General features: G+C 58.0%; 17 protein-coding genes and 1 pseudogene. 9 read left to right on the top strand and 9 right to left on the bottom strand.

Translation table 11 applies throughout. From position 1 onward, the window contains the following. Window positions 1–33 precede the first annotated feature (33 nt). From tal to FQ185_RS09040, 3 genes are all read right to left on the bottom strand, one after another. Entirely contained in the window at window positions 34–960 is a 927-nt protein-coding gene (gene tal, locus FQ185_RS09050) for a transaldolase (RefSeq protein ID WP_149417124.1), read from the bottom strand. Window positions 961–1,138: 178 nt separating this feature from the next. After that, entirely contained in the window at window positions 1,139–2,134 is a 996-nt protein-coding gene (dusA, locus tag FQ185_RS09045) for a tRNA dihydrouridine(20/20a) synthase DusA (RefSeq protein WP_149417123.1), read from the bottom strand. A 238-nt stretch (window positions 2,135–2,372) separates the two neighbouring features. Further along, window positions 2,373–2,642, bottom strand: a complete 270-nt coding sequence (locus FQ185_RS09040) for a short-chain dehydrogenase (protein WP_149417122.1) — start codon at window positions 2,640–2,642, stop codon at window positions 2,373–2,375. 473 nt (window positions 2,643–3,115) lie between these two features. On the opposite strand from FQ185_RS09040, the gene FQ185_RS09035 reads away from it, so the two are divergent. Then, on the top strand, window positions 3,116–3,334 hold the full coding sequence (locus FQ185_RS09035; RefSeq protein ID WP_149417121.1) for a hypothetical protein: 219 nt from the start codon (window positions 3,116–3,118) through the stop codon (window positions 3,332–3,334). 127 nt (window positions 3,335–3,461) lie between these two features. Here the strand turns inward: FQ185_RS09035 and FQ185_RS09030 are convergent, their stop codons facing one another. The 3 genes from FQ185_RS09030 to FQ185_RS09020 form a co-directional block, all read right to left on the bottom strand. After that, window positions 3,462–4,253, bottom strand: a complete 792-nt coding sequence (locus tag FQ185_RS09030; protein WP_149417120.1) for a transporter substrate-binding domain-containing protein — start codon at window positions 4,251–4,253, stop codon at window positions 3,462–3,464. Between the two features lie 60 nt (window positions 4,254–4,313). Further along, window positions 4,314–4,781: a hypothetical protein gene (locus FQ185_RS09025; RefSeq protein WP_149417119.1), complete on the bottom strand. Its 468-nt coding sequence runs from the start codon at window positions 4,779–4,781 to the stop codon at window positions 4,314–4,316. A gap of 233 nt (window positions 4,782–5,014) precedes the next feature. Beyond that, window positions 5,015–5,716 (bottom strand): murein L,D-transpeptidase catalytic domain family protein, encoded by a 702-nt coding sequence (locus FQ185_RS09020; RefSeq protein WP_149417118.1) that lies wholly within the window; start codon window positions 5,714–5,716, stop codon window positions 5,015–5,017. A gap of 81 nt (window positions 5,717–5,797) precedes the next feature. On the opposite strand from FQ185_RS09020, the gene FQ185_RS09015 reads away from it, so the two are divergent. Next, on the top strand, window positions 5,798–7,567 hold the full coding sequence (locus FQ185_RS09015; protein WP_149417117.1) for a murein L,D-transpeptidase: 1,770 nt from the start codon (window positions 5,798–5,800) through the stop codon (window positions 7,565–7,567). An 89-nt stretch (window positions 7,568–7,656) separates the two neighbouring features. Further along, window positions 7,657–8,067: a hypothetical protein gene (locus FQ185_RS09010; protein WP_178113512.1), complete on the top strand. Its 411-nt coding sequence runs from the start codon at window positions 7,657–7,659 to the stop codon at window positions 8,065–8,067. Window positions 8,068–8,192: 125 nt separating this feature from the next. On the opposite strand, the gene FQ185_RS09005 is transcribed toward FQ185_RS09010, so the two are convergent. Then, window positions 8,193–9,035 carry a LysR substrate-binding domain-containing protein gene (locus FQ185_RS09005; protein WP_149417116.1) on the bottom strand — a complete coding sequence of 281 codons (843 nt, stop codon included), beginning with the start codon at window positions 9,033–9,035 and terminating at the stop codon, window positions 8,193–8,195. 108 nt (window positions 9,036–9,143) lie between these two features. Here FQ185_RS09005 and FQ185_RS09000 point away from each other — a divergent pair, with 108 nt between their 5' ends. The 4 genes and pseudogenes from FQ185_RS09000 to FQ185_RS08985 all read left to right on the top strand — a co-directional run. Next, window positions 9,144–9,848, top strand: a complete 705-nt coding sequence (locus FQ185_RS09000; RefSeq protein ID WP_149417115.1) for a haloacid dehalogenase type II — start codon at window positions 9,144–9,146, stop codon at window positions 9,846–9,848. 17 nt (window positions 9,849–9,865) lie between these two features. Next, window positions 9,866–10,657, top strand: a complete 792-nt coding sequence (locus FQ185_RS08995) for an aldolase (RefSeq protein ID WP_149417114.1) — start codon at window positions 9,866–9,868, stop codon at window positions 10,655–10,657. 65 nt (window positions 10,658–10,722) lie between these two features. Next, window positions 10,723–12,294, top strand: coding sequence for a GGDEF domain-containing protein (locus tag FQ185_RS08990; RefSeq protein WP_149417113.1), 1,572 nt, complete (start codon window positions 10,723–10,725; stop codon window positions 12,292–12,294). 136 nt (window positions 12,295–12,430) lie between these two features. Further along, window positions 12,431–13,484: pseudogene (locus tag FQ185_RS08985) on the top strand (DUF1254 domain-containing protein); the annotation flags it as partial. A gap of 59 nt (window positions 13,485–13,543) precedes the next feature. Here the strand turns inward: FQ185_RS08985 and FQ185_RS08980 are convergent. Both FQ185_RS08980 and FQ185_RS08975 read right to left on the bottom strand, forming a co-directional pair. Next, a complete protein-coding gene (locus FQ185_RS08980) occupies window positions 13,544–13,879 on the bottom strand; it encodes a hypothetical protein (RefSeq protein WP_149417112.1) in 336 nt (111 codons plus the stop codon). 99 nt (window positions 13,880–13,978) lie between these two features. Continuing rightward, the gene (locus FQ185_RS08975; protein WP_149417111.1) at window positions 13,979–14,377 is read right to left on the bottom strand and encodes a hypothetical protein; all 399 of its coding nucleotides are present in this window, start codon (window positions 14,375–14,377) and stop codon (window positions 13,979–13,981) included. 127 nt (window positions 14,378–14,504) lie between these two features. Here FQ185_RS08975 and FQ185_RS08970 point away from each other — a divergent pair, with 127 nt between their 5' ends. Beyond that, window positions 14,505–15,299: an exodeoxyribonuclease III gene (locus tag FQ185_RS08970; protein ID WP_149417110.1), complete on the top strand. Its 795-nt coding sequence runs from the start codon at window positions 14,505–14,507 to the stop codon at window positions 15,297–15,299. A 112-nt stretch (window positions 15,300–15,411) separates the two neighbouring features. Beyond that, window positions 15,412–16,239 carry an arylamine N-acetyltransferase gene (locus FQ185_RS08965; RefSeq protein ID WP_149417109.1) on the top strand — a complete coding sequence of 276 codons (828 nt, stop codon included), beginning with the start codon at window positions 15,412–15,414 and terminating at the stop codon, window positions 16,237–16,239. Window positions 16,240–16,688: the final 449 nt, after the last annotated feature.

Below are 16,688 nucleotides of genomic sequence, written 5' to 3'. Positions count from 1 at the left end.
AGGGTTCGCCCTTTTGCGTTTGCTCTTGGTGGATCAGAGCTTGGCTTGCAGCAATGCTTCGAGTTTTTCCTGGTCGCGAGCGAACTGACGAATACCTTCAGCCAGTTTCTCGGTCGCCATCGCATCCTCGTTGGACAACCAACGGAACTGCGCTTCATTGAGGCTTAGACGCGCTTCACCGGTATGACCCGGTGCCAGCTTACGCTCCAGCTTGCCAGTATCCGCGGCCAGTTTTTCCAGCAGATCGGGGCTGATGGTCAGGCGGTCGCAACCGGCCAGTTGCTCGATCTGATTCAGATTACGGAAGCTCGCGCCCATGACAACGGTCTTGTAGTCATTGGCCTTGTAGTAGTTGTAGATGCGCGTTACCGACTGCACGCCCGGATCATCCGCGCCGGTGTAGTCGTTGCCGTTGGCCTTTTTGTACCAGTCGTAGATACGACCCACGAACGGCGAAATCAGGAATACTCCAGCGTCGGCACAAGCGGCAGCCTGAGCGAAGGAGAACAGCAGGGTCAGGTTGGTCTGGATACCTTCTTTTTCCAGCGTCTCGGCGGCGCGGATGCCTTCCCAGGTAGAGGCGATCTTGATCAGCACACGGTCGCGGCCAATGCCGGCCTTGTCGTACAGGTCGATCAGACGGTGCGCGCGCTTCAATACGGCGTCAGTGTCGAACGACAGACGTGCATCCACTTCGGTGGAAATGCGGCCGGGGATCACTTTCAGGATTTCTTGCCCTACCGCGACACCAAAACGGTCGCTGGCCAAGCCGACATCGCCGTTGCAGTCACTGACGCACGCGTTCAGCAACTCGGCATAACCGGGAATGGCCGCCGCTTTGAGCAGCAGAGAAGGGTTGGTGGTGGCGTCCACGGGTTTAACGCGAGCGATAGCTTCGAAGTCGCCGGTGTCGGCAACCACGGTGGTCATTTGTTTGAGTTGTTCCAGCTTGGAAGTCATGGGCGTGCTCTGTCCTATGGGTCTGTTGACATTACCCGAGCGCTGACAGCCACTCAAGGGTGCGTGTACGTATGGACGGCCCCAGCGGAAACAACCGGAAAACGGATGTTTGAAAGGCGGGGCGCGGTATCGGTAAATACGATGCCAAATCAGACCACAGGTTCAACCCAAGCGACCGTTAACGCCCCTCAAGCAACTCTGCCGCCTGATCCAGCAGTACCAAAGGCTCTTTAGCCTTGTGAATATCCACCGACAACAACTGCCGAAACTTGCGCGCCCCGGGAAACCCGGTGCCCAGCCCCAGCACATGCCGAGTGATATGGTGCATCGAACCACCCGCATCGATGTGCGCCGCTATATAAGGTCGCAATTGCGCCAGTGCCTGAGCCCGGCTGATCACCGGCGCCGTGCTGCCGAACAGCTGCTGATCCACCTCAGCCATCACATAAGGGTTGTGATAAGCCTCGCGACCCAGCATAACGCCGTCGAACGTCTGCAAATGTTCGTGACAGGCTTCCAGCGTCTTGATCCCGCCGTTGAGAATAATCTCCAACTCCGGAAAATCTGTTTTCAACCGCGCCGCCACGTCATAACGCAGCGGCGGAATATCGCGATTCTCCTTCGGCGACAACCCCTCCAGAATCGCAATCCGTGCATGCACCGTAAAACTCGTGCACCCGGCATCCCGAACCGTGCCGACGAAATCACACAACTCCTCGTAACTGTCCCGCCCATTAATCCCGATACGGTGCTTCACCGTCACCGGAATCGACACCGCATCGCGCATCGCCTTCACACAATCGGCCACCAACTGCGGATGCCCCATCAGGCAAGCGCCGATCATATTGTTCTGCACCCGATCACTCGGGCAGCCGACATTCAGGTTCACCTCGTCGTAGCCGTGGTCCTGCGCCATGCGCGCACACATCGCCAGGTCCAGCGGCACACTGCCGCCGAGCTGCAGGGCGAGCGGGTGTTCGGCCTCGTTGTGACGCAGGAAGCGGTCGTGATCGCCGTTGAGGAGCGCGCCGGTGGTGACCATTTCGGTGTAGAGGAGGGCGTGCTTGGAGAGTAGGCGTAGGAAAAAACGGCAATGCCTATCAGTCCAATCCATCATCGGGGCGACGGAGAAGCGGCGGGAGATCGGGGCGGGTGTGGCGGTGATTGGGGGCATTGGCGATTCTGAGATGGGTGAGGCTGGGAGGTGGGGAGTTTATCAGGATTGGGGTTGCGGGGCTTAGGCGAGTCTTGCTGTTGTTCAGGGCATCTGAACAACGGCATAAGAGGTAATCGGGGCTACGGAGAAGCGGCGCGGGTGTGGCGGTGATTGGGGGCATTTACGCGGAACTTCTTTTCGCTGCCAGCTTCCATAAATCCGAAGGGGCGTCCGAGGAGGGCGCCCCGTTGTGACGTCAGGACGGTTGCGCATCCATACGTCGAGCAATGACATCCAGCACATCACAGCCATCGCGCAACGGTATGCAGCAAAGCATTGCGAAGTCACTGAGAATCACCGAGTCCGTGGTGATGTCGCCGCGCATCGCGAGGTTTTCCAGGATCTGCGTTACCGCACCAATTCGGTAGCGTGCGGTGCTAAGCAGTGAGTGCAGCGGTTGGGTGGTGTTTACATACAGCGAGGGAAGGTCGTCGGCGTTGCTGGTTAAAGCCATAAATTCTTTCATGTGAAGCTCCATTAATTTGAGAAAACTACTACTCAATCGTCGCCAAACGAATGGGTGGTAGCCGTACGCGGGTTGGCGAACCGGGCAATGGAGAAACCGGCAGACCCTAAGGTCTCCCGCGCACAGCCACCATAAAACAGGCAGCTAAGTGCGTTCCGAAACGCTCCGAAAATGCTCGAAGGTTTCAGTTCAATTGCCATCGAGTCGCCAAACCCGACACGCCATTTTGGCGTTGGGTGGACTATAGGCCTCGTGACAAAGGCACAGCAATGCGCAAGTGTACGGACAATTCCCAGAGTCGTGTAGGACGTTGCTCTTTTGACAGTTTGTCCGGGGAACACCCTTTTTTGCCTCAAGCAATCGCTACCTGAACCAACGCTGTCGCCCAGCCAAATTTCATAATGCCTGTTGGTCATGCGGCATAGCATAACGACCTAAGGTCACCGCGCTTCCAACCCACAGGAAACTGAAAAATGATCTCGAATCTCTTAAAAGTCGTGCTGGTCGGTGGTGCGTTGCTATTGAGCGCCTGTTCGGGTGCAAGCACTCATAGCGAATACTCGGAAGCCACCCTGCCGTCTGCCGGTTTTGGTCCGGGGCCTACCAACAACCCCAATAAGATGAATTTCCATGGCAGTGCGCTCGGCAACAGCTTCGGCGAGTACGGTTCGGGGTTGTTGCACGACGATTAACGGCGGAAGTATTTCCGCCGTTTTGCGTTTTGCCTGATGTGCCGTGTGCTTTGGGTTGGCAACTGCTTCGCAGTCGGACGCAGGCTTCGCCAGCAGCTACATGGAAAATGTAGCGGTGAATAACAGGCTATTTCGACTCGGGCGTCGCTATCCACTGGCCCAAAACTTTCTGGTAATTCCCCGTCACCTTGGCCAGGTGCAGCCACTGATCCACATACAACTTCCAAGTCATATCGTCGCGGGGCAGCAAGTAGGCCTTTTCGCCGTACTGCATGAAATGGCTCGGATTCACCGCGCACAAACCGGGTTTTAGCTTCTGCTGATACAACGCCTCCGAAGCATCGGTGATCATTACGTCAGCCTTCTTATCCAGCAGTTCCTGAAAGATCGTCACGTTGTCATGCAGCCGCAACTGCGCCTTGGGCAGGAACGCGTGAACAAACGCCTCGTTAGTTCCACCCGCCGGTTCAACCAAGCGAACCGAAGGCTGGTTGATTTGCTCGACGGTCTGGTACTGCGCCTGATCTTCGCAGCGCACCAGTGGAACCTTGCCGTCGACATCCAGCGTGGTGCTGAAGAAAGCCTTTTTCTGACGTTCCAGCGTGACCGAGATCCCGCCGGCGCCAATGTCGCACTTGCCCGCCAACATGTCGGGCATCAGGGTTTTCCAGGTGGTCTGCACCCACTCAACTTTCACGCCGAGGCTGTCAGCCAGCGAGCGAGCCATGGCGATGTCGATCCCGCTGTATTCGCCGTCCTCGGCTTTGTAGGTATAGGGTTTGTAGTCGCCGGTCGTACATACGCGCAGTTGGCCTTTTTGGATGACGCTGTCCAGATGTGAAGGGCCTTCCTGTGCCTGGACGCCAAGGGATAGAGCGAGCAGGCCACCGAGCATCATCGTGTTTTTTATGTTCTTCATTGTTCTCGGGCTTTTGTGAGGGAGTAGGGTGCAAAACGCAGTTGGTGTAGTGGCGTGGGTCTAGAGCTCCAGCCCTTCTTGCACCACCGCCAGCAGATTGTGCTCAGTCAGCGCTACTGCGTCCGGTTGTTGCCCCGAACTCTCGATGGTCTGCAGCCACCAATGCGTCTCGCCATGCTCATCCACGGTTCGCAGCAGCGCTAGTTCTTTGCCTTTGGAGTGGACTTCGACACGTCCCTCGCCATCCGCAGTAAAGCGCGCGACAGGATCGAAAGTAAGCGTGTGACTGTTGCCCTCAATGATCAATTGGTCGATGGCATAGTCGAAAATTTCCCCGTCCGGTTTGCTTTCGATCACATGAGTGGAATTGCGCCGCAGGATCAGGCCCACTTCGGTCAGTGGCGACAGCCACACCTCGATCTGGTGATACAGCTCGTAGACCTGGACGGGCCAACTGTCGATTGCATGATCACCGCTGGTCTGCCGGGTTTGTTTCAGTTTCGTGGCGAGTTCGTCTGCTTTACTCATTTCGATTCCCTGTCGTGATGTAAGCGTAATCGTAACTCGTTCAAGGTAATGCAGGTTTTGCCTTGCGTCATGTCTGTCTGCGAGCGCGCGCCTTTTTGTCTTAAAAAAAGCGTGGCTGCCCCCGTAGCAAAGGCTGCGCAGGTGGTTTGCGCTACTGCGACGCATGACATGAATTCAATGAAGGGGATGTAGTGTTACGAAGTAGGGCAACCTGACCGGCTGCCCTTTTTTTATCAGATCTTATTCGGCCTGGACGCATCCGCTACAGTGCCGCTGCCGCAATTGATATACGAAGAAGACTTCAACCAACGCTGATCCGGGTAATACGAAAACAACAACTGCCCATCCTTCATCGAATCAATCAGCCGATGAGCAATCGCCGGCCGTACGGCAGGGCAGCCCAAACTTCGGCCAATCCGTCCATTTGCACGGGCGAGCACCGGGCTGACATAAGGTGCGCCATGAATCACGATTGCCCGGTCAAACGCATTGTCATTGAAACCCGCTTCCAGGCCTTCCATGCGCAACGAATAGCCGTTCTGTCCGACATAGCTCTGTTGAGTGCGGTACAAGCCGATACTGGTGGCAAAGCTTTCATTCTGGTTGGAGAAGTTGACGGCCATGTTCTCGCCGCTGTTGCGCCCGTGGGCCACCAGTTCATGAAACAGCAACTTGCGCTTCTTTAAATCGAACACCCACAACCGTTGTTCGGTCGAAGGCAGAGAGTAGTCGATGACGGCGAGTCTTTGGACAGGTGCTTTGCCTTGAGCAATGCTGCACTGGGATGCACGTACGGCCAGCCCAATTACCTTGGCGTTAGCATTGGGGGCCGCTTTGATGAGGGCGGCCGCGAGCGAATCGGCGTAGGCTGACGGTACTGACGTTATCGTCAGTAGCAGTGCCGTGAGTAGGAGGCCGAAGCGTTCTGGCGCCATATAGATGTCTCATCATGATAGTTTCGAGTCTAGCAGTGTGTGGAAAGCTAGCCGTTGAATGCGGGAGATTAAGGATTATCTATGGGGCAGTTAACAAGGTTATTCGTCATAAGCCGCATCTTTTTTATGGGCTTTCTGATCAGCGGTGCAGCAATCGCCGAAACTTCGCCGATTGAGCTGACAATTGAGCCGAGCACCGTTATCGAGGCCGCAGCGGACGATAATGTCGCACAGGCGATTCAGGCCACGCTTGCTCCGCTGAAAACCGCATTTCCACCGTTGCTCACTTCACCGCGCCATCGGCGGGTGGATGTCAGCCGCCTGGTGATGGATTTTTATACGCATCGCGCCTATCGAGCGGCCTGGTCCAATGACAGCGACGTTACCCAGTTAATCAAAAGCCTGAACGATACACAGTTCGACGGTCTGAACCCGGCGGATTTCCATATTGATGAACTGGTCAGGTCTCAGTCAGCAATGCAGGTCACGCCGGCCACGCCCGAGCAACGGGCAGCCTTTGATATGGCGACGACTCATACGTTCATCACCGCACTGCTGCAATTGCGGCGGGGCAAAGTCGATCCTTCGCGGCTCGACATCCATTGGAATTTCGACCCGTCGGGCGTCGATCCCCGCGCCGACGTCAATAACTTTTTCGCCGCCCTCGACAACCATGATGTCGCCCGGGCCTTTGCTCAGGCGCCGCCGCAGGAAGCGGTTTACGTTGGCTTGCGTCAAGCCTTGGCGCAACTGCGCAAGGTTCGTGACATGGGCGGCTGGCCGAAGGTTGCTGAAGGCCATTCCCTCAAGCCTGGCATGGACGAACCCGCTGTCGCGCAGTTGCGGGCAAGGTTGGCTGCAGGTGGTTTTCTTGATCCGCGAATTACGCGCGGGACGAATTACGACGCCGCCGTCACCGCTGCCGTGAAAAAGTATCAAACCGAGCAATACCTTGGGGCCGATGGTATGGCGGGCGCGGCGACGTTGGCCGCGCTGAATGTGTCCGTTGACGCGCGCATCGATCAGGTGCGGGTGAACATGGAACGGGCGCGTTGGCTGCTTTACAAACTTCAGGGCACGTTCGTCATCGTGGATATCGCCGGCTACAAGGTTGCGATGTATCGCGACGGTCACCCGATCTGGCGTTCTCGGGTGCAGGTCGGTAAACCGGTGCGCAATACTCCGGTATTTCAGGCCGAGATTTCTTACATCACGTTCAACCCGACCTGGACCGTGCCGCCGACGATCCTCAAGCAGGATGTGTTGCCAAAAGTTCAGAACGATCCAGGTTACCTCGCCGCCAACCGGATTCGCGTGCTTGATCGAGAAGGCAATGTGCTTGATCCGTCGACCGTTGACTGGAGCAATCCGCGCGGTCTCGTCCTGCGTCAGGACGCCGGGCCTGACAGCTCGCTCGGTCAGGTGGTGATCCGGTTTCCCAACGACTATGCGATTTACCTCCACGACACACCGCACCGCGAGCTGTTTGCCAAAACCGTCCGTGCCACCAGTTCGGGCTGCATTCGGGTAGAGAACCCGCTGCAACTCGTGGAGCTGTTATTCAATGACCCGGTCCGCTGGAATAGCGAAGGCATTCAAAAGCAACTGGCTAACGGCAAGACCGAGAACATCCGGCTTCCGGTGAAAGTGCCGGTGTTGCTGGCGTACTGGACCGTGGATCTGGGCAGTGATGGTCGGGTGGCGTTCAAGCCTGACGTGTATGGATACGATGCGCCGGTGTTGCGCGCATTGAATCGGCCTTCGCAAATGCCGGTACTGGATTTACACACATCGGCGGGTTCGGCGGGTTCGGCGGGTTCGGTGGTGGCGGCGGGGCCGAGTCAGCAGTAGGGGATCAGGCTTGGTTAAAAAAGTCTGTCCCCTATACGCGGGATGCAAATAGTCATTGAGAACGACCCAGTGGGACAGGGAGTTTGAAAATGGATGTTGCGCAAAAGAAATCATCACGCGCCACAGGTCCGCTTCATGTGCATGACCTGGATGATTGCCGCAACATTCAAAAAGGTGCTGTTTTTGTCATCGCCTCGGGGGTCTCTGCTAAAGAGTTTCCGTTTGAGAAATATGCCGGCGTTCCGATGATTACCATGAACGGGGCCATCTCGATGTTCATCGGGTCGGCTGTCAAACCGTTCTTTTATGCCTGCACGGATCTAGACTTTTCCCGAAAGCAACCTGAACTGTTTTCAGAAGCCATGCGCATCAGCCAGCGTGTTGCCTTGTCGGAAGACCACATCAGGCATTTGACGGTTACGCCGCAGGGCGAACTGCATTTTGTGACCAAGGCGTCGAAGCTCTCCTGGCTCGAGATGTTTTTCGGCGGCGATAAATAACCCGTCAGAAGTCCTCTCGGATTCCGGCGGACCTCGTTCCCCGGGTGATGGTGGATGAGATCGACAAGTTGATCTGACAGTTGTGCGTGCTTTATTGAAGTGGGTGCACTTCAGGCCCCCAATTTTCACGCCTTGTCCAACTCCTCCCGCAAAAAACCCACCAATGCCCGTTGCAACCCGGTCAGTGCGCCTTCGCCGCTGATCAACGCCAACTCCGTCGGCGGCAGTTCGGGCAGATCGGTGCATACACTGTGCTCAGGCAATACCGCCGAAGCAGGCAGCACCGAGACGCCCAGTCCGCACGCCACCGCGGCCTGAATGCCCGTCAGGCTATGGCTGCCGAACGCAACCCGCCAGGGTCGTTGCGCCACATCCAGCAGGCGGATTGCCCGCTGCCGGTAAATGCACCCCTGCGGAAACAGTGCCAAGGGCAATACCCCGTTGGCAGAGTCGACGCCGACACCTTTGACCCACACCAGCACTTCCGGCCAGGCCGCCCAGCACGGCCCGCTGTCCGGCTCGCGCTTGACCAGTGCGATGTCAATCTCACCCGTGGCGAGTTTCTGCTTGAGATCGGTGCTCATGCCGCTGACGGTTTCCAGGCGCGCCTGCGGCCTGGCCCGATTGAACCCGGCGAGGATAAGCGCCATGCGCCGGGCGTCGAAGTCTTCCGGCACGCCGATGCGCAGGATCTCCAGATCGAGGTCGCTGGCGAGGGCTTCCAACGCCTCCGAGGACAAGGCCAGCAAGCGTCGTGCGTAGTGAATCAGCAGTTCGCCATGCTCGGTGACGTTGACGTTCTGCCCGGTTCGGTCGCGAAGCAATAAAGGATTGCCGACCAGTTCTTCCAGTTTGCGAACCTGCTGGCTGACGGTGGATTGGGTCCGATGCACCCGCTCGGCGGCGCGGGTGAAGCTGCCTTCATCGACCACGCAGACGAAGGTCTTGAGCAATTCGAGGTCGAGCACGGCGGTTTCCTTGATATTTGATTTGCCACTGACGGATAGATATTAATTTAATTTCACACTATCACTAAGGGCTCGTAATCTGAAGGTCACCCTTCAGAGGATACGACCATGACGCTCAAAAACACCCCGCGCCCCGAATGGCTGACCTTCGATTGCTATGGCACGCTGATTCAGTGGGATGAAGGCTTGAAGGTCGTGGCCGCCGAGATTCTGCGCGACAAAGGTGATCACGCCGTTGATGTCGATCGACTGATCGAGGTGTACGACCGGCAGGAACATCGCCTGGAGCAGACGCCGCCGCATCGCTCGTTCCGCCAACTGAGCACGCTCGGTTTGCACCTGGCCCTGGAGGAGTTGGGGTTGGCCAGCGCGCGCCAGGACAGCCAGCGCCTGGCCGGGGCGATCCCGCAGATGCCGCCGTTCCCGGAAGTGATCGGGACGCTCGCGAAGCTCAAGGAAATGGGATTCAAGTTGTGCATCGTCTCCAACACCGATGACGACATCATTGCCGGCAATGTCGCGCAACTCGGCGGACACATCGACCGGGTCATCACCGCCCAGCAGGCTGGTGCTTACAAGCCGGATCCGCGGTTGTTTGACTACGCTCATGAACAGCTGGGTGTCAGTCGCGAGCAGGTGGTGCATATCTGCGCGAGCCCGATGCTGGACCACACCGCCGCCCGGGACATGCACTTTCGTTGTGTCTGGATTGACCGTGGCACCGGTCGGCAATTGCTGGCGGACTATCGACCCGATGCGATATTGAACACGCTGGATCAGGTCGTGCCCTTGTTCACGTCCCTTGGCTGGTAAACCACGGAGTCATCGTCATGGCACACACCCTTGCAGGCAGTTCCCGGCCATCGCGTTGCAGCGATCTCAATCTGGACGCCGAGGCCGCCATCACCGCTCGTACGGAGTTGGCGGCGTGTTTTCAACTGGCGGCGCTCAATGGTTTGGAGGAGGGCATCTGCAACCACTTTTCCGCCATGGTGCCGGGCCGGGATGATCTGTTTTTCGTGAACCCCTACGGGTATGCGTTCGCGGAGGTGACTGCGCAAAATCTGTTGGTCTGCGACTTTCACGGCAATGTCGTGGACGGCGAAGGGCAACCGGAAGCGACCGCGTTCTACATCCACGCCCGACTGCACAAACAGCTGCCGAGGGTGAAAGTGGCGTTTCACACGCATATGCCACACGCCACGGCGTTGTGTCTGCTGCAAGGTCCGCCGCTGTTATGGCTGGGGCAGACGGCCTTGAAGTTTTACGGCCGAACGGCAGTGGATGAGGACTACAACGGCCTGGCCCTCGATGAGTCCGAAGGCGACCGGATTGCCAGCGTCATGGGTAATGCCGACATCCTGTTTCTGAAAAACCACGGAGTCATTGTTGCCGGCCCCACCATTGCCGAGGCCTGGGATGACCTGTATTACCTGGAGCGCGCCGCACAGGTGCAGCTGTTGGCGATGGCGACTCAGCGAGAGCTCAAACCGGTGCCCCATGAGATCGCCCAGCGGGCTTATGAGCAAATGCGCCTGGGGGATGCCGAAAGCGCACGTGCGCATTTACAGAGCGCGATGCGGCGGCTATCCAATGGACGTTTGCCCCTGACCACCCCGTAGACTAAGCTCACAAAAAATAAGGGTTTTGGGCCTTTGCCCATGCCTTACCCTTACAGGACGAGCTTTTGCCTACCCCCCTTGACGACGCGCACAGCGCCACCGGCGTTGCGATGAAACGCTTTCCTCTGCGCAAGGCAGCGGTGCTGTTTATCGCCGTCGTGTGCCTGTGCCTGTGCGGTTTGCTTTACCTGCAACTGGAGCAGTCGCGTCGTCACGACCTGACGGCGGCGCAAGTGGTGTCGTCGAACCTGACCCGTGCCATGGCGCAGCAGGCCGAAGATACCTTCATGAAAGCCGATCTGGTGTTGACCAATCTGGTGGACTGGATTCAGGCCGACGGTTTTGGCGGGCCGCAAAAACCACGTTTGCAGAAAACGTTCGCCCGACAGGTGCAGGCACTGAGTCAGTTGCACGGGATATTTCTGTTCGACCAGAAGGGGCAGTGGGTCGTTACTTCTTTCAAGGATATGCCGCACGACACTGGTGTCTCTGATCGGGAGTACTTCAAGTTCCACCAGCAAAATGCTTCTTCTGTCGCACACATCGGGCCGGCAATTCGCAGTCGGAAAAATGGCGAGTGGATCATTCCGGTTTCCAAACGGGTGAACGACAAGAGCGGCAATTTCCAGGGCGTCTTGCTGGCCGGGATCAAGATGTCGTACTTCGATCAGTTCTTCAAAAGCTTCAACATCGATGACAACGGTTCGATGTTTTTGGCCTCGATCGACGGAACGTTACTGGCACGTCGCCCCTTTGTGGAAGCGCAGATCGGCACTTCACTGGCCAAGGGAGAGATCTTCCAAAAGCTCCTGCCCAATGCGCCGGCCGGCAACGCGATGTTCAGTTCGGTGGTGGACGGTATCGTCCGGTTGTATGGCTATCGGCAGCTCGACGCCTATCCGCTGGTGGTGTCTGCGGCATCGTCCAAGGATGCGATTCTCAAGGATTGGTACGCCACAGCCCTTCAATCCAGCATTATCGTTGCGCTGGTGGTGCTGGGCGTGGGGCTGTTCGGTTGGGTGTTCATTCATCAGGTGCGCGTCGGTGAACGGGTCGAGGCACATTTGCGCGAGGCCAAGGACGCGCTGAAACTGATCGCGACCCACGACAGCCTGACCGGGCTGGCCAATCGATGGCTGTTCGAACGGGCGCTGGACATCGAGTTCGGTCGTGGCGCCCGGCAGTCGAGTTCGCTGAGCCTGATCATGCTCGATATCGATTACTTCAAGCGCTACAACGACACTTATGGCCACGTAGCAGGAGACCATTGCCTGGCTGAAGTGGCGCGAGCGGTGAAGGGATGCTGCCATCGAAAAGCCGATTTGGCGGTGCGTTACGGCGGTGAGGAGTTTGCGGTATTGCTGCCCGACACTGACCTTCACGGCGCGTTGGTGATTGCCGAGCAGATCCGCCGCAGCGTCATGGACAAAAACATCACCCACAGCGGTTCACCCACGGGTTACGTGACGGTCAGCCTCGGTTGTTATTCGTTTATGCCGACGGGCCGCGACAGCATGGAAGTGTTCCTCCAGCGTGCGGACGCGGCGCTGTATCAGGCCAAGCATTCGGGGAGAAACCGCTCGGCGGTGCTGTCGATGGAGGGCGGTGTCGAGGCCCTGATGCGCTCGGATCGTTGAGAGGTTAGGCGAGGTTGTTTCACCCGCGCAACACCCCGTCCAGCCGGCCGTCTGCCTGTCAGATTCTGTTGAATTGATCGTCTAGAGTTGCGTTAGCTCTGCCGGTTCCGGCAGATCTCTCCATCGCACGGACGATCCGATGAACATGTTTGTCAGTGTGCCGGAGTATCCCCCTGCCGATTTCAAAGGCGTGGTGCGCTCCAACTTCGACACGTTGTATTCCATTGCCTGGCTGGACCTGACCAAAGAACCGCTGGTAATCGCTGCGCCCGATACGGCCGGGCGTTTCTACTTGCTGCCGATGCTCGACATGTGGACCGATGTGTTCGCCTCGCCGGGCTGGCGCACCACGGGTACCGAGGCCGGGCAGTTTCTGGTGACGCCACCGGGCTGGGCCGGGACGGTGCCTGCCGGATTGAACGGTCAGCGTGATCGTCGACCCGGCCGTGGACATAAAGACTCCGGCGAAGAGCCAGGTCGACACACTGTCGGCGGCCGACTACTTCGCCTACGCCGCCGAATTGCTCAAAGTGCACCCAGCGCACATCACCGATCAACCAATCCTCGCGCAGATGCAGCGTATCGGTATCGAACCCGGCAAGTCGTTCAACATGGATGCGCTGGCTCCGGAAATCAAAGCAGCATTGCAGACTGTGCCTGAGGAAGCACAGGCGCTGATGAAATGGAAGGTTGCCACCCTCGCTCGTGTGGTCAATGGCTGGTCGATGAACACCGACACCATGGGCGTCTACGGCAACTACTATTTGAAGCGAGCGATCGTCACGCAACTTGGACTCGGCGCCAACTTGCCCGAGGATGCCATTTACCCGTTGAACATCGGTGACGACCAAGGCAAGCCACTCGACGGTGCCAACAGGTACGTGCTGCATTTCGACAAGGGCGAGGCGCCGCCGGTGAACGCCTTCTGGTCGATCACCTTATACGACCCCGAAGGTTTCCAGGTCGGCAATGCGCTCAACCGCTTTGCGGTCAGTAGCTGGATGCCGTTCAAGACTAACGCTGACGGTTCGCTGGACATCTACTTCCAGAACGAAAACCCCGGCAAGGACCTCGAGGCCAATTGGTTGCCGGCACCCACGGGGCCGTTCAACCTGACCATGCGTTTGTACGGTCCGAAGTCCGAGATCTTGAACGGCAAATGGAACCCGCCGGCGGTCACGCAGCTATGAAATAGCCCCGATTGGAAAGCGGCCGATGACTCTCACCATCATCGGCCGCTTTTACGCGTTCAGCTGCCAGTCCCGCCTCCGGCACCGCCCGTTCCACCACCCGCAGCACCGGTGCCGCCGCCCGCGCCGGAGCCACTGCTGCCAGCATTACCGCCACTGCCGCCACTGCCGCCACTGGCGCCACTCGACGAACCCGAGCCGCGATTATCGCCGTTGGAATTATTCCCGCCCGGTTCTCCCGGGGTGCTGTTGTCGGGTGGCATGGTCGAGCCGCTGGTAGCGCCCGATTTGGTGCCGGTCGCATCAGCGCCATCGCCGGACGCCGCAAAAGTCGCTACGGAGGCGGCCGACAGCAATCCAGCCAACAACAGCGAGGTGATTTTGATGTTCATCATGGTGCGTCTCCAAAGATGAGTCGTTACCTGATGTTGGTGTGAGGGGCAGGGCCGTTGGTGCCGGCTGGATGACGAGTGGTGGGTGAGGGCTGAATGTCGTTATTTGAAATCGGACAACAGGAACGGGGTGTTTAGTCTGAGATGATTTTCGGCCTCATCCAGCGTCTTGAACGGTTCACTGACAGTCATTTCCCGGGATGCGCCGGATGTCTTCAGCATGAGTCGATAGCCTTCGTTTTCCCGCAAGAGCGTTGCAACGTATTTAACAGGTTCGCCACCCTCATTGGACAAGAGCGTCATCGACAGACAGTCGGTTGCCAGCGTGGTCGTCTGACGTTCCTTCAATTGTTTGCGTTTCTTGGCGTAATCCTTGGCCGTGAGCGCGGCTGTGATGGCTACGCCCACGGCGAGCAGTTGAAAGGCGCCATACATTTGGTGCCGGCCCGATCCGTGAATCTCGCTCAGCCATTTGCCTATGTGGGCGATGATTTCGTCCATGTTTAGTCCCGCATCGTCTGGAAGGTTGAATCACTGGCCTATTACGACGTATAGGGTGCCGCCGACGCAACCACCGAAACGTGCAGGTGTCACACACAAGACACCTCGCCGTCAGGAGCGTTGGCCCATGAAGAATTTGCGAATCGCGACGTTCAACGTCAACGGCATACGCGCCCGCCTGCCGAACCTGCTGGCCTGGCTCGAGCGAGAGCAACCGGACATCGCTTGTTTGCAGGAACTGAAGTCGGTCGACAGCGCCTTTCCAGCCGCCGAGCTTGAGGCCGCTGGCTACGGCGCGATCTGGCAAGGGCAGTCGTCGTGGAACGGGGTGGCGATTCTGGCGCGGGATGCGCAACCGCTCGAGAGTCGCCGCGGTCTTGCGGGTGATGACGGCGACACTCATAGCCGATATCTGGAAGCCGCCGTGCACGGCATAGTGGTGGGCTGCCTGTATCTGCCCAACGGCAACCCGCAACCGGGGCCGAAGTTCGATTACAAACTGGCCTGGTTCGAACGGTTGATCGCTTACGCGCAGACGCTTCAGGACAGCGAGCATCCGGTGGTGCTGGCCGGTGACTACAACGTGGTGCCCACCGATATGGACATCTACAACCCACGCTCCTGGCTCAAGGATGCGTTGCTGCAACCGGAGAGCCGCGAGTGTTATCAGCGCCTGCTGGATCAGGGCTGGACCGATTCCCTGCGGCATCTGTATCCGGAGGATCGGCTTTACACCTTCTGGGATTATTTTCGGCAGCACTGGCAGAAGAACTCGGGGCTGCGCATCGATCATCTGTTGCTCAACCCTGCGTTGAGCCCTTATCTGCATGAGGCCGGAGTCGATGCGTGGGTTCGCAACGAACCGCATGCCAGCGACCACGCACCGACATGGATTCGGCTGGGCTCGCGCAAGCGGCGTTGAGGTGTCCATGGGTGGCGATTGGCTAAATCAATTGTCGGTCAAACCGGTTTATCCCTTATACATGGCGTCCATCAGCGGAGCGATCCGCGGCCCCATGCATAAGGACAGAGCAATGAGCGAGCCACGCCTGATCAACCGTGCGTTGTACCTGCAACGCCTGGGCTTCGATGCGCCTCCGGCGCCGACCCTGGAAACCCTGCGCACCCTTCAGTTGCGTCACACCGGTGCTTTTCCGTTCGAAAATATCACCACGTTATTGGGCGAGCCGGTGCTCATCGACTTGCCGTCCATCGAGCAAAAAGTCCTGCACGATGGTCGCGGTGGTTACTGCTACGAACTCAACCACCTATTCCTGGCCTTGCTTCAGGACCTGGGCTTTGACGCTCGCGGCATGTCCGGCCGAGTGGTTATGGGCCATCCCGAAGGCGCGTGGACCGCCCGGACTCACCGCTTGAGCCTGGTAACCCTGGACGGCGTGCGCTATATCACCGACGTCGGCTTCGGCGGCATGGTGCCGACCGCGCCATTGCTGCTTGATAATCAGGCGGAACAACTCACCCCTCATGAACCCTATCGCATCGAACAGCATGAGGACGGCTACACCCTTCGCGCCAAAGTCGCTGGCGAATGGAAGGCAATGTACATCTTCGATCTGCAGCGTCAGGAAGACATCGATTACGCCGTCGGCAATTGGTACGTCTCGACCCATCCTGAATCGTCTTTCACCAAACAATTGATGGTGGCGCGCACCGGGGATGGCTGGCGGCGCACGTTGAACAACAGCAGTTTTGCGATTCATCGCATCGGCAGTGAGAGCGAGCGGCGGCAGGTGGCGGGTGTGGATGAACTGATCGAAGTGCTGGAGAGCGAGTTCGGGATTCGGGTGCCGGTGCAAGAGGCGTTGAAGCGAGTGCTTGAGCGGGTGATGGAGCCCGCGTAGGACGCCAATGGAGCGCCACGGAAAAAGGGACAGCTTCGATGAGTCTGTCCCTTTTTCATTTGCTCGATACTCAGCCGATGGGCATCGCGAAAGTGGCTCGGATTTCTGCCTAGGGCCGTACTTCGGATTCCATCACGCGATGGATTTCGTTGAGGGCTTCCGACAATTTTTTCTCCAGGACTTTCAGCTCGGAAGCCGTTATTCCTTTTTTCAGATGCCCGGTATTCGTGACGGGCTCTGCGGTGTTGTCTTTATGGCGGCCATGCCGGTGGTCACCAGGAACTCAAAAGGCTAGCCGGGGAAGGGAAAAGATTGAGGCAGGATGTATTTCAAGAATTTTTTCTTGAGGGGCGGTGGCGTGAACACAGGGGTTCGTGGCTATGTGTCCATAATGTGACTGACAAGTTGTATACAACTCTATAGACATTTGTCCTGGGTCTTGCATACAG

It is taken from the genome of Pseudomonas sp. ANT_H12B (assembly GCF_008369325.1).
In the GTDB taxonomy this organism is placed as follows: Bacteria; Pseudomonadota; Gammaproteobacteria; order Pseudomonadales; family Pseudomonadaceae; genus Aquipseudomonas.
This window is presented reverse-complemented; position numbering and strand designations above follow the sequence as displayed.

Bases quoted from the DNA above. Each gene is read 5' to 3' on its own strand.
- tal (WP_149417124.1), bottom strand. From the start codon at position 960: ATGACTTCCAAGCTGGAACAACTCAAACAAATGACCACCGTGGTTGCC.
- dusA (WP_149417123.1), bottom strand. From the start codon at position 2,134: ATGCCCCCAATCACCGCCACACCCGCCCCGATCTCCCGCCGCTTCTCC.
- FQ185_RS09040 (WP_149417122.1), bottom strand. From the start codon at position 2,642: ATGAAAGAATTTATGGCTTTAACCAGCAACGCCGACGACCTTCCCTCG.
- FQ185_RS09035 (WP_149417121.1), top strand. From the start codon at position 3,116: ATGATCTCGAATCTCTTAAAAGTCGTGCTGGTCGGTGGTGCGTTGCTA.
- FQ185_RS09030 (WP_149417120.1), bottom strand. From the start codon at position 4,253: ATGAAGAACATAAAAAACACGATGATGCTCGGTGGCCTGCTCGCTCTA.
- FQ185_RS09025 (WP_149417119.1), bottom strand. From the start codon at position 4,781: ATGAGTAAAGCAGACGAACTCGCCACGAAACTGAAACAAACCCGGCAG.
- FQ185_RS09020 (WP_149417118.1), bottom strand. From the start codon at position 5,716: ATGGCGCCAGAACGCTTCGGCCTCCTACTCACGGCACTGCTACTGACG.
- FQ185_RS09015 (WP_149417117.1), top strand. From the start codon at position 5,798: ATGGGGCAGTTAACAAGGTTATTCGTCATAAGCCGCATCTTTTTTATG.
- FQ185_RS09010 (WP_178113512.1), top strand. From the start codon at position 7,657: ATGGATGTTGCGCAAAAGAAATCATCACGCGCCACAGGTCCGCTTCAT.
- FQ185_RS09000 (WP_149417115.1), top strand. From the start codon at position 9,144: ATGACGCTCAAAAACACCCCGCGCCCCGAATGGCTGACCTTCGATTGC.
- FQ185_RS08995 (WP_149417114.1), top strand. From the start codon at position 9,866: ATGGCACACACCCTTGCAGGCAGTTCCCGGCCATCGCGTTGCAGCGAT.
- FQ185_RS08980 (WP_149417112.1), bottom strand. From the start codon at position 13,879: ATGATGAACATCAAAATCACCTCGCTGTTGTTGGCTGGATTGCTGTCG.
- FQ185_RS08975 (WP_149417111.1), bottom strand. From the start codon at position 14,377: ATGGACGAAATCATCGCCCACATAGGCAAATGGCTGAGCGAGATTCAC.
- FQ185_RS08970 (WP_149417110.1), top strand. From the start codon at position 14,505: ATGAAGAATTTGCGAATCGCGACGTTCAACGTCAACGGCATACGCGCC.
- FQ185_RS08965 (WP_149417109.1), top strand. From the start codon at position 15,412: ATGAGCGAGCCACGCCTGATCAACCGTGCGTTGTACCTGCAACGCCTG.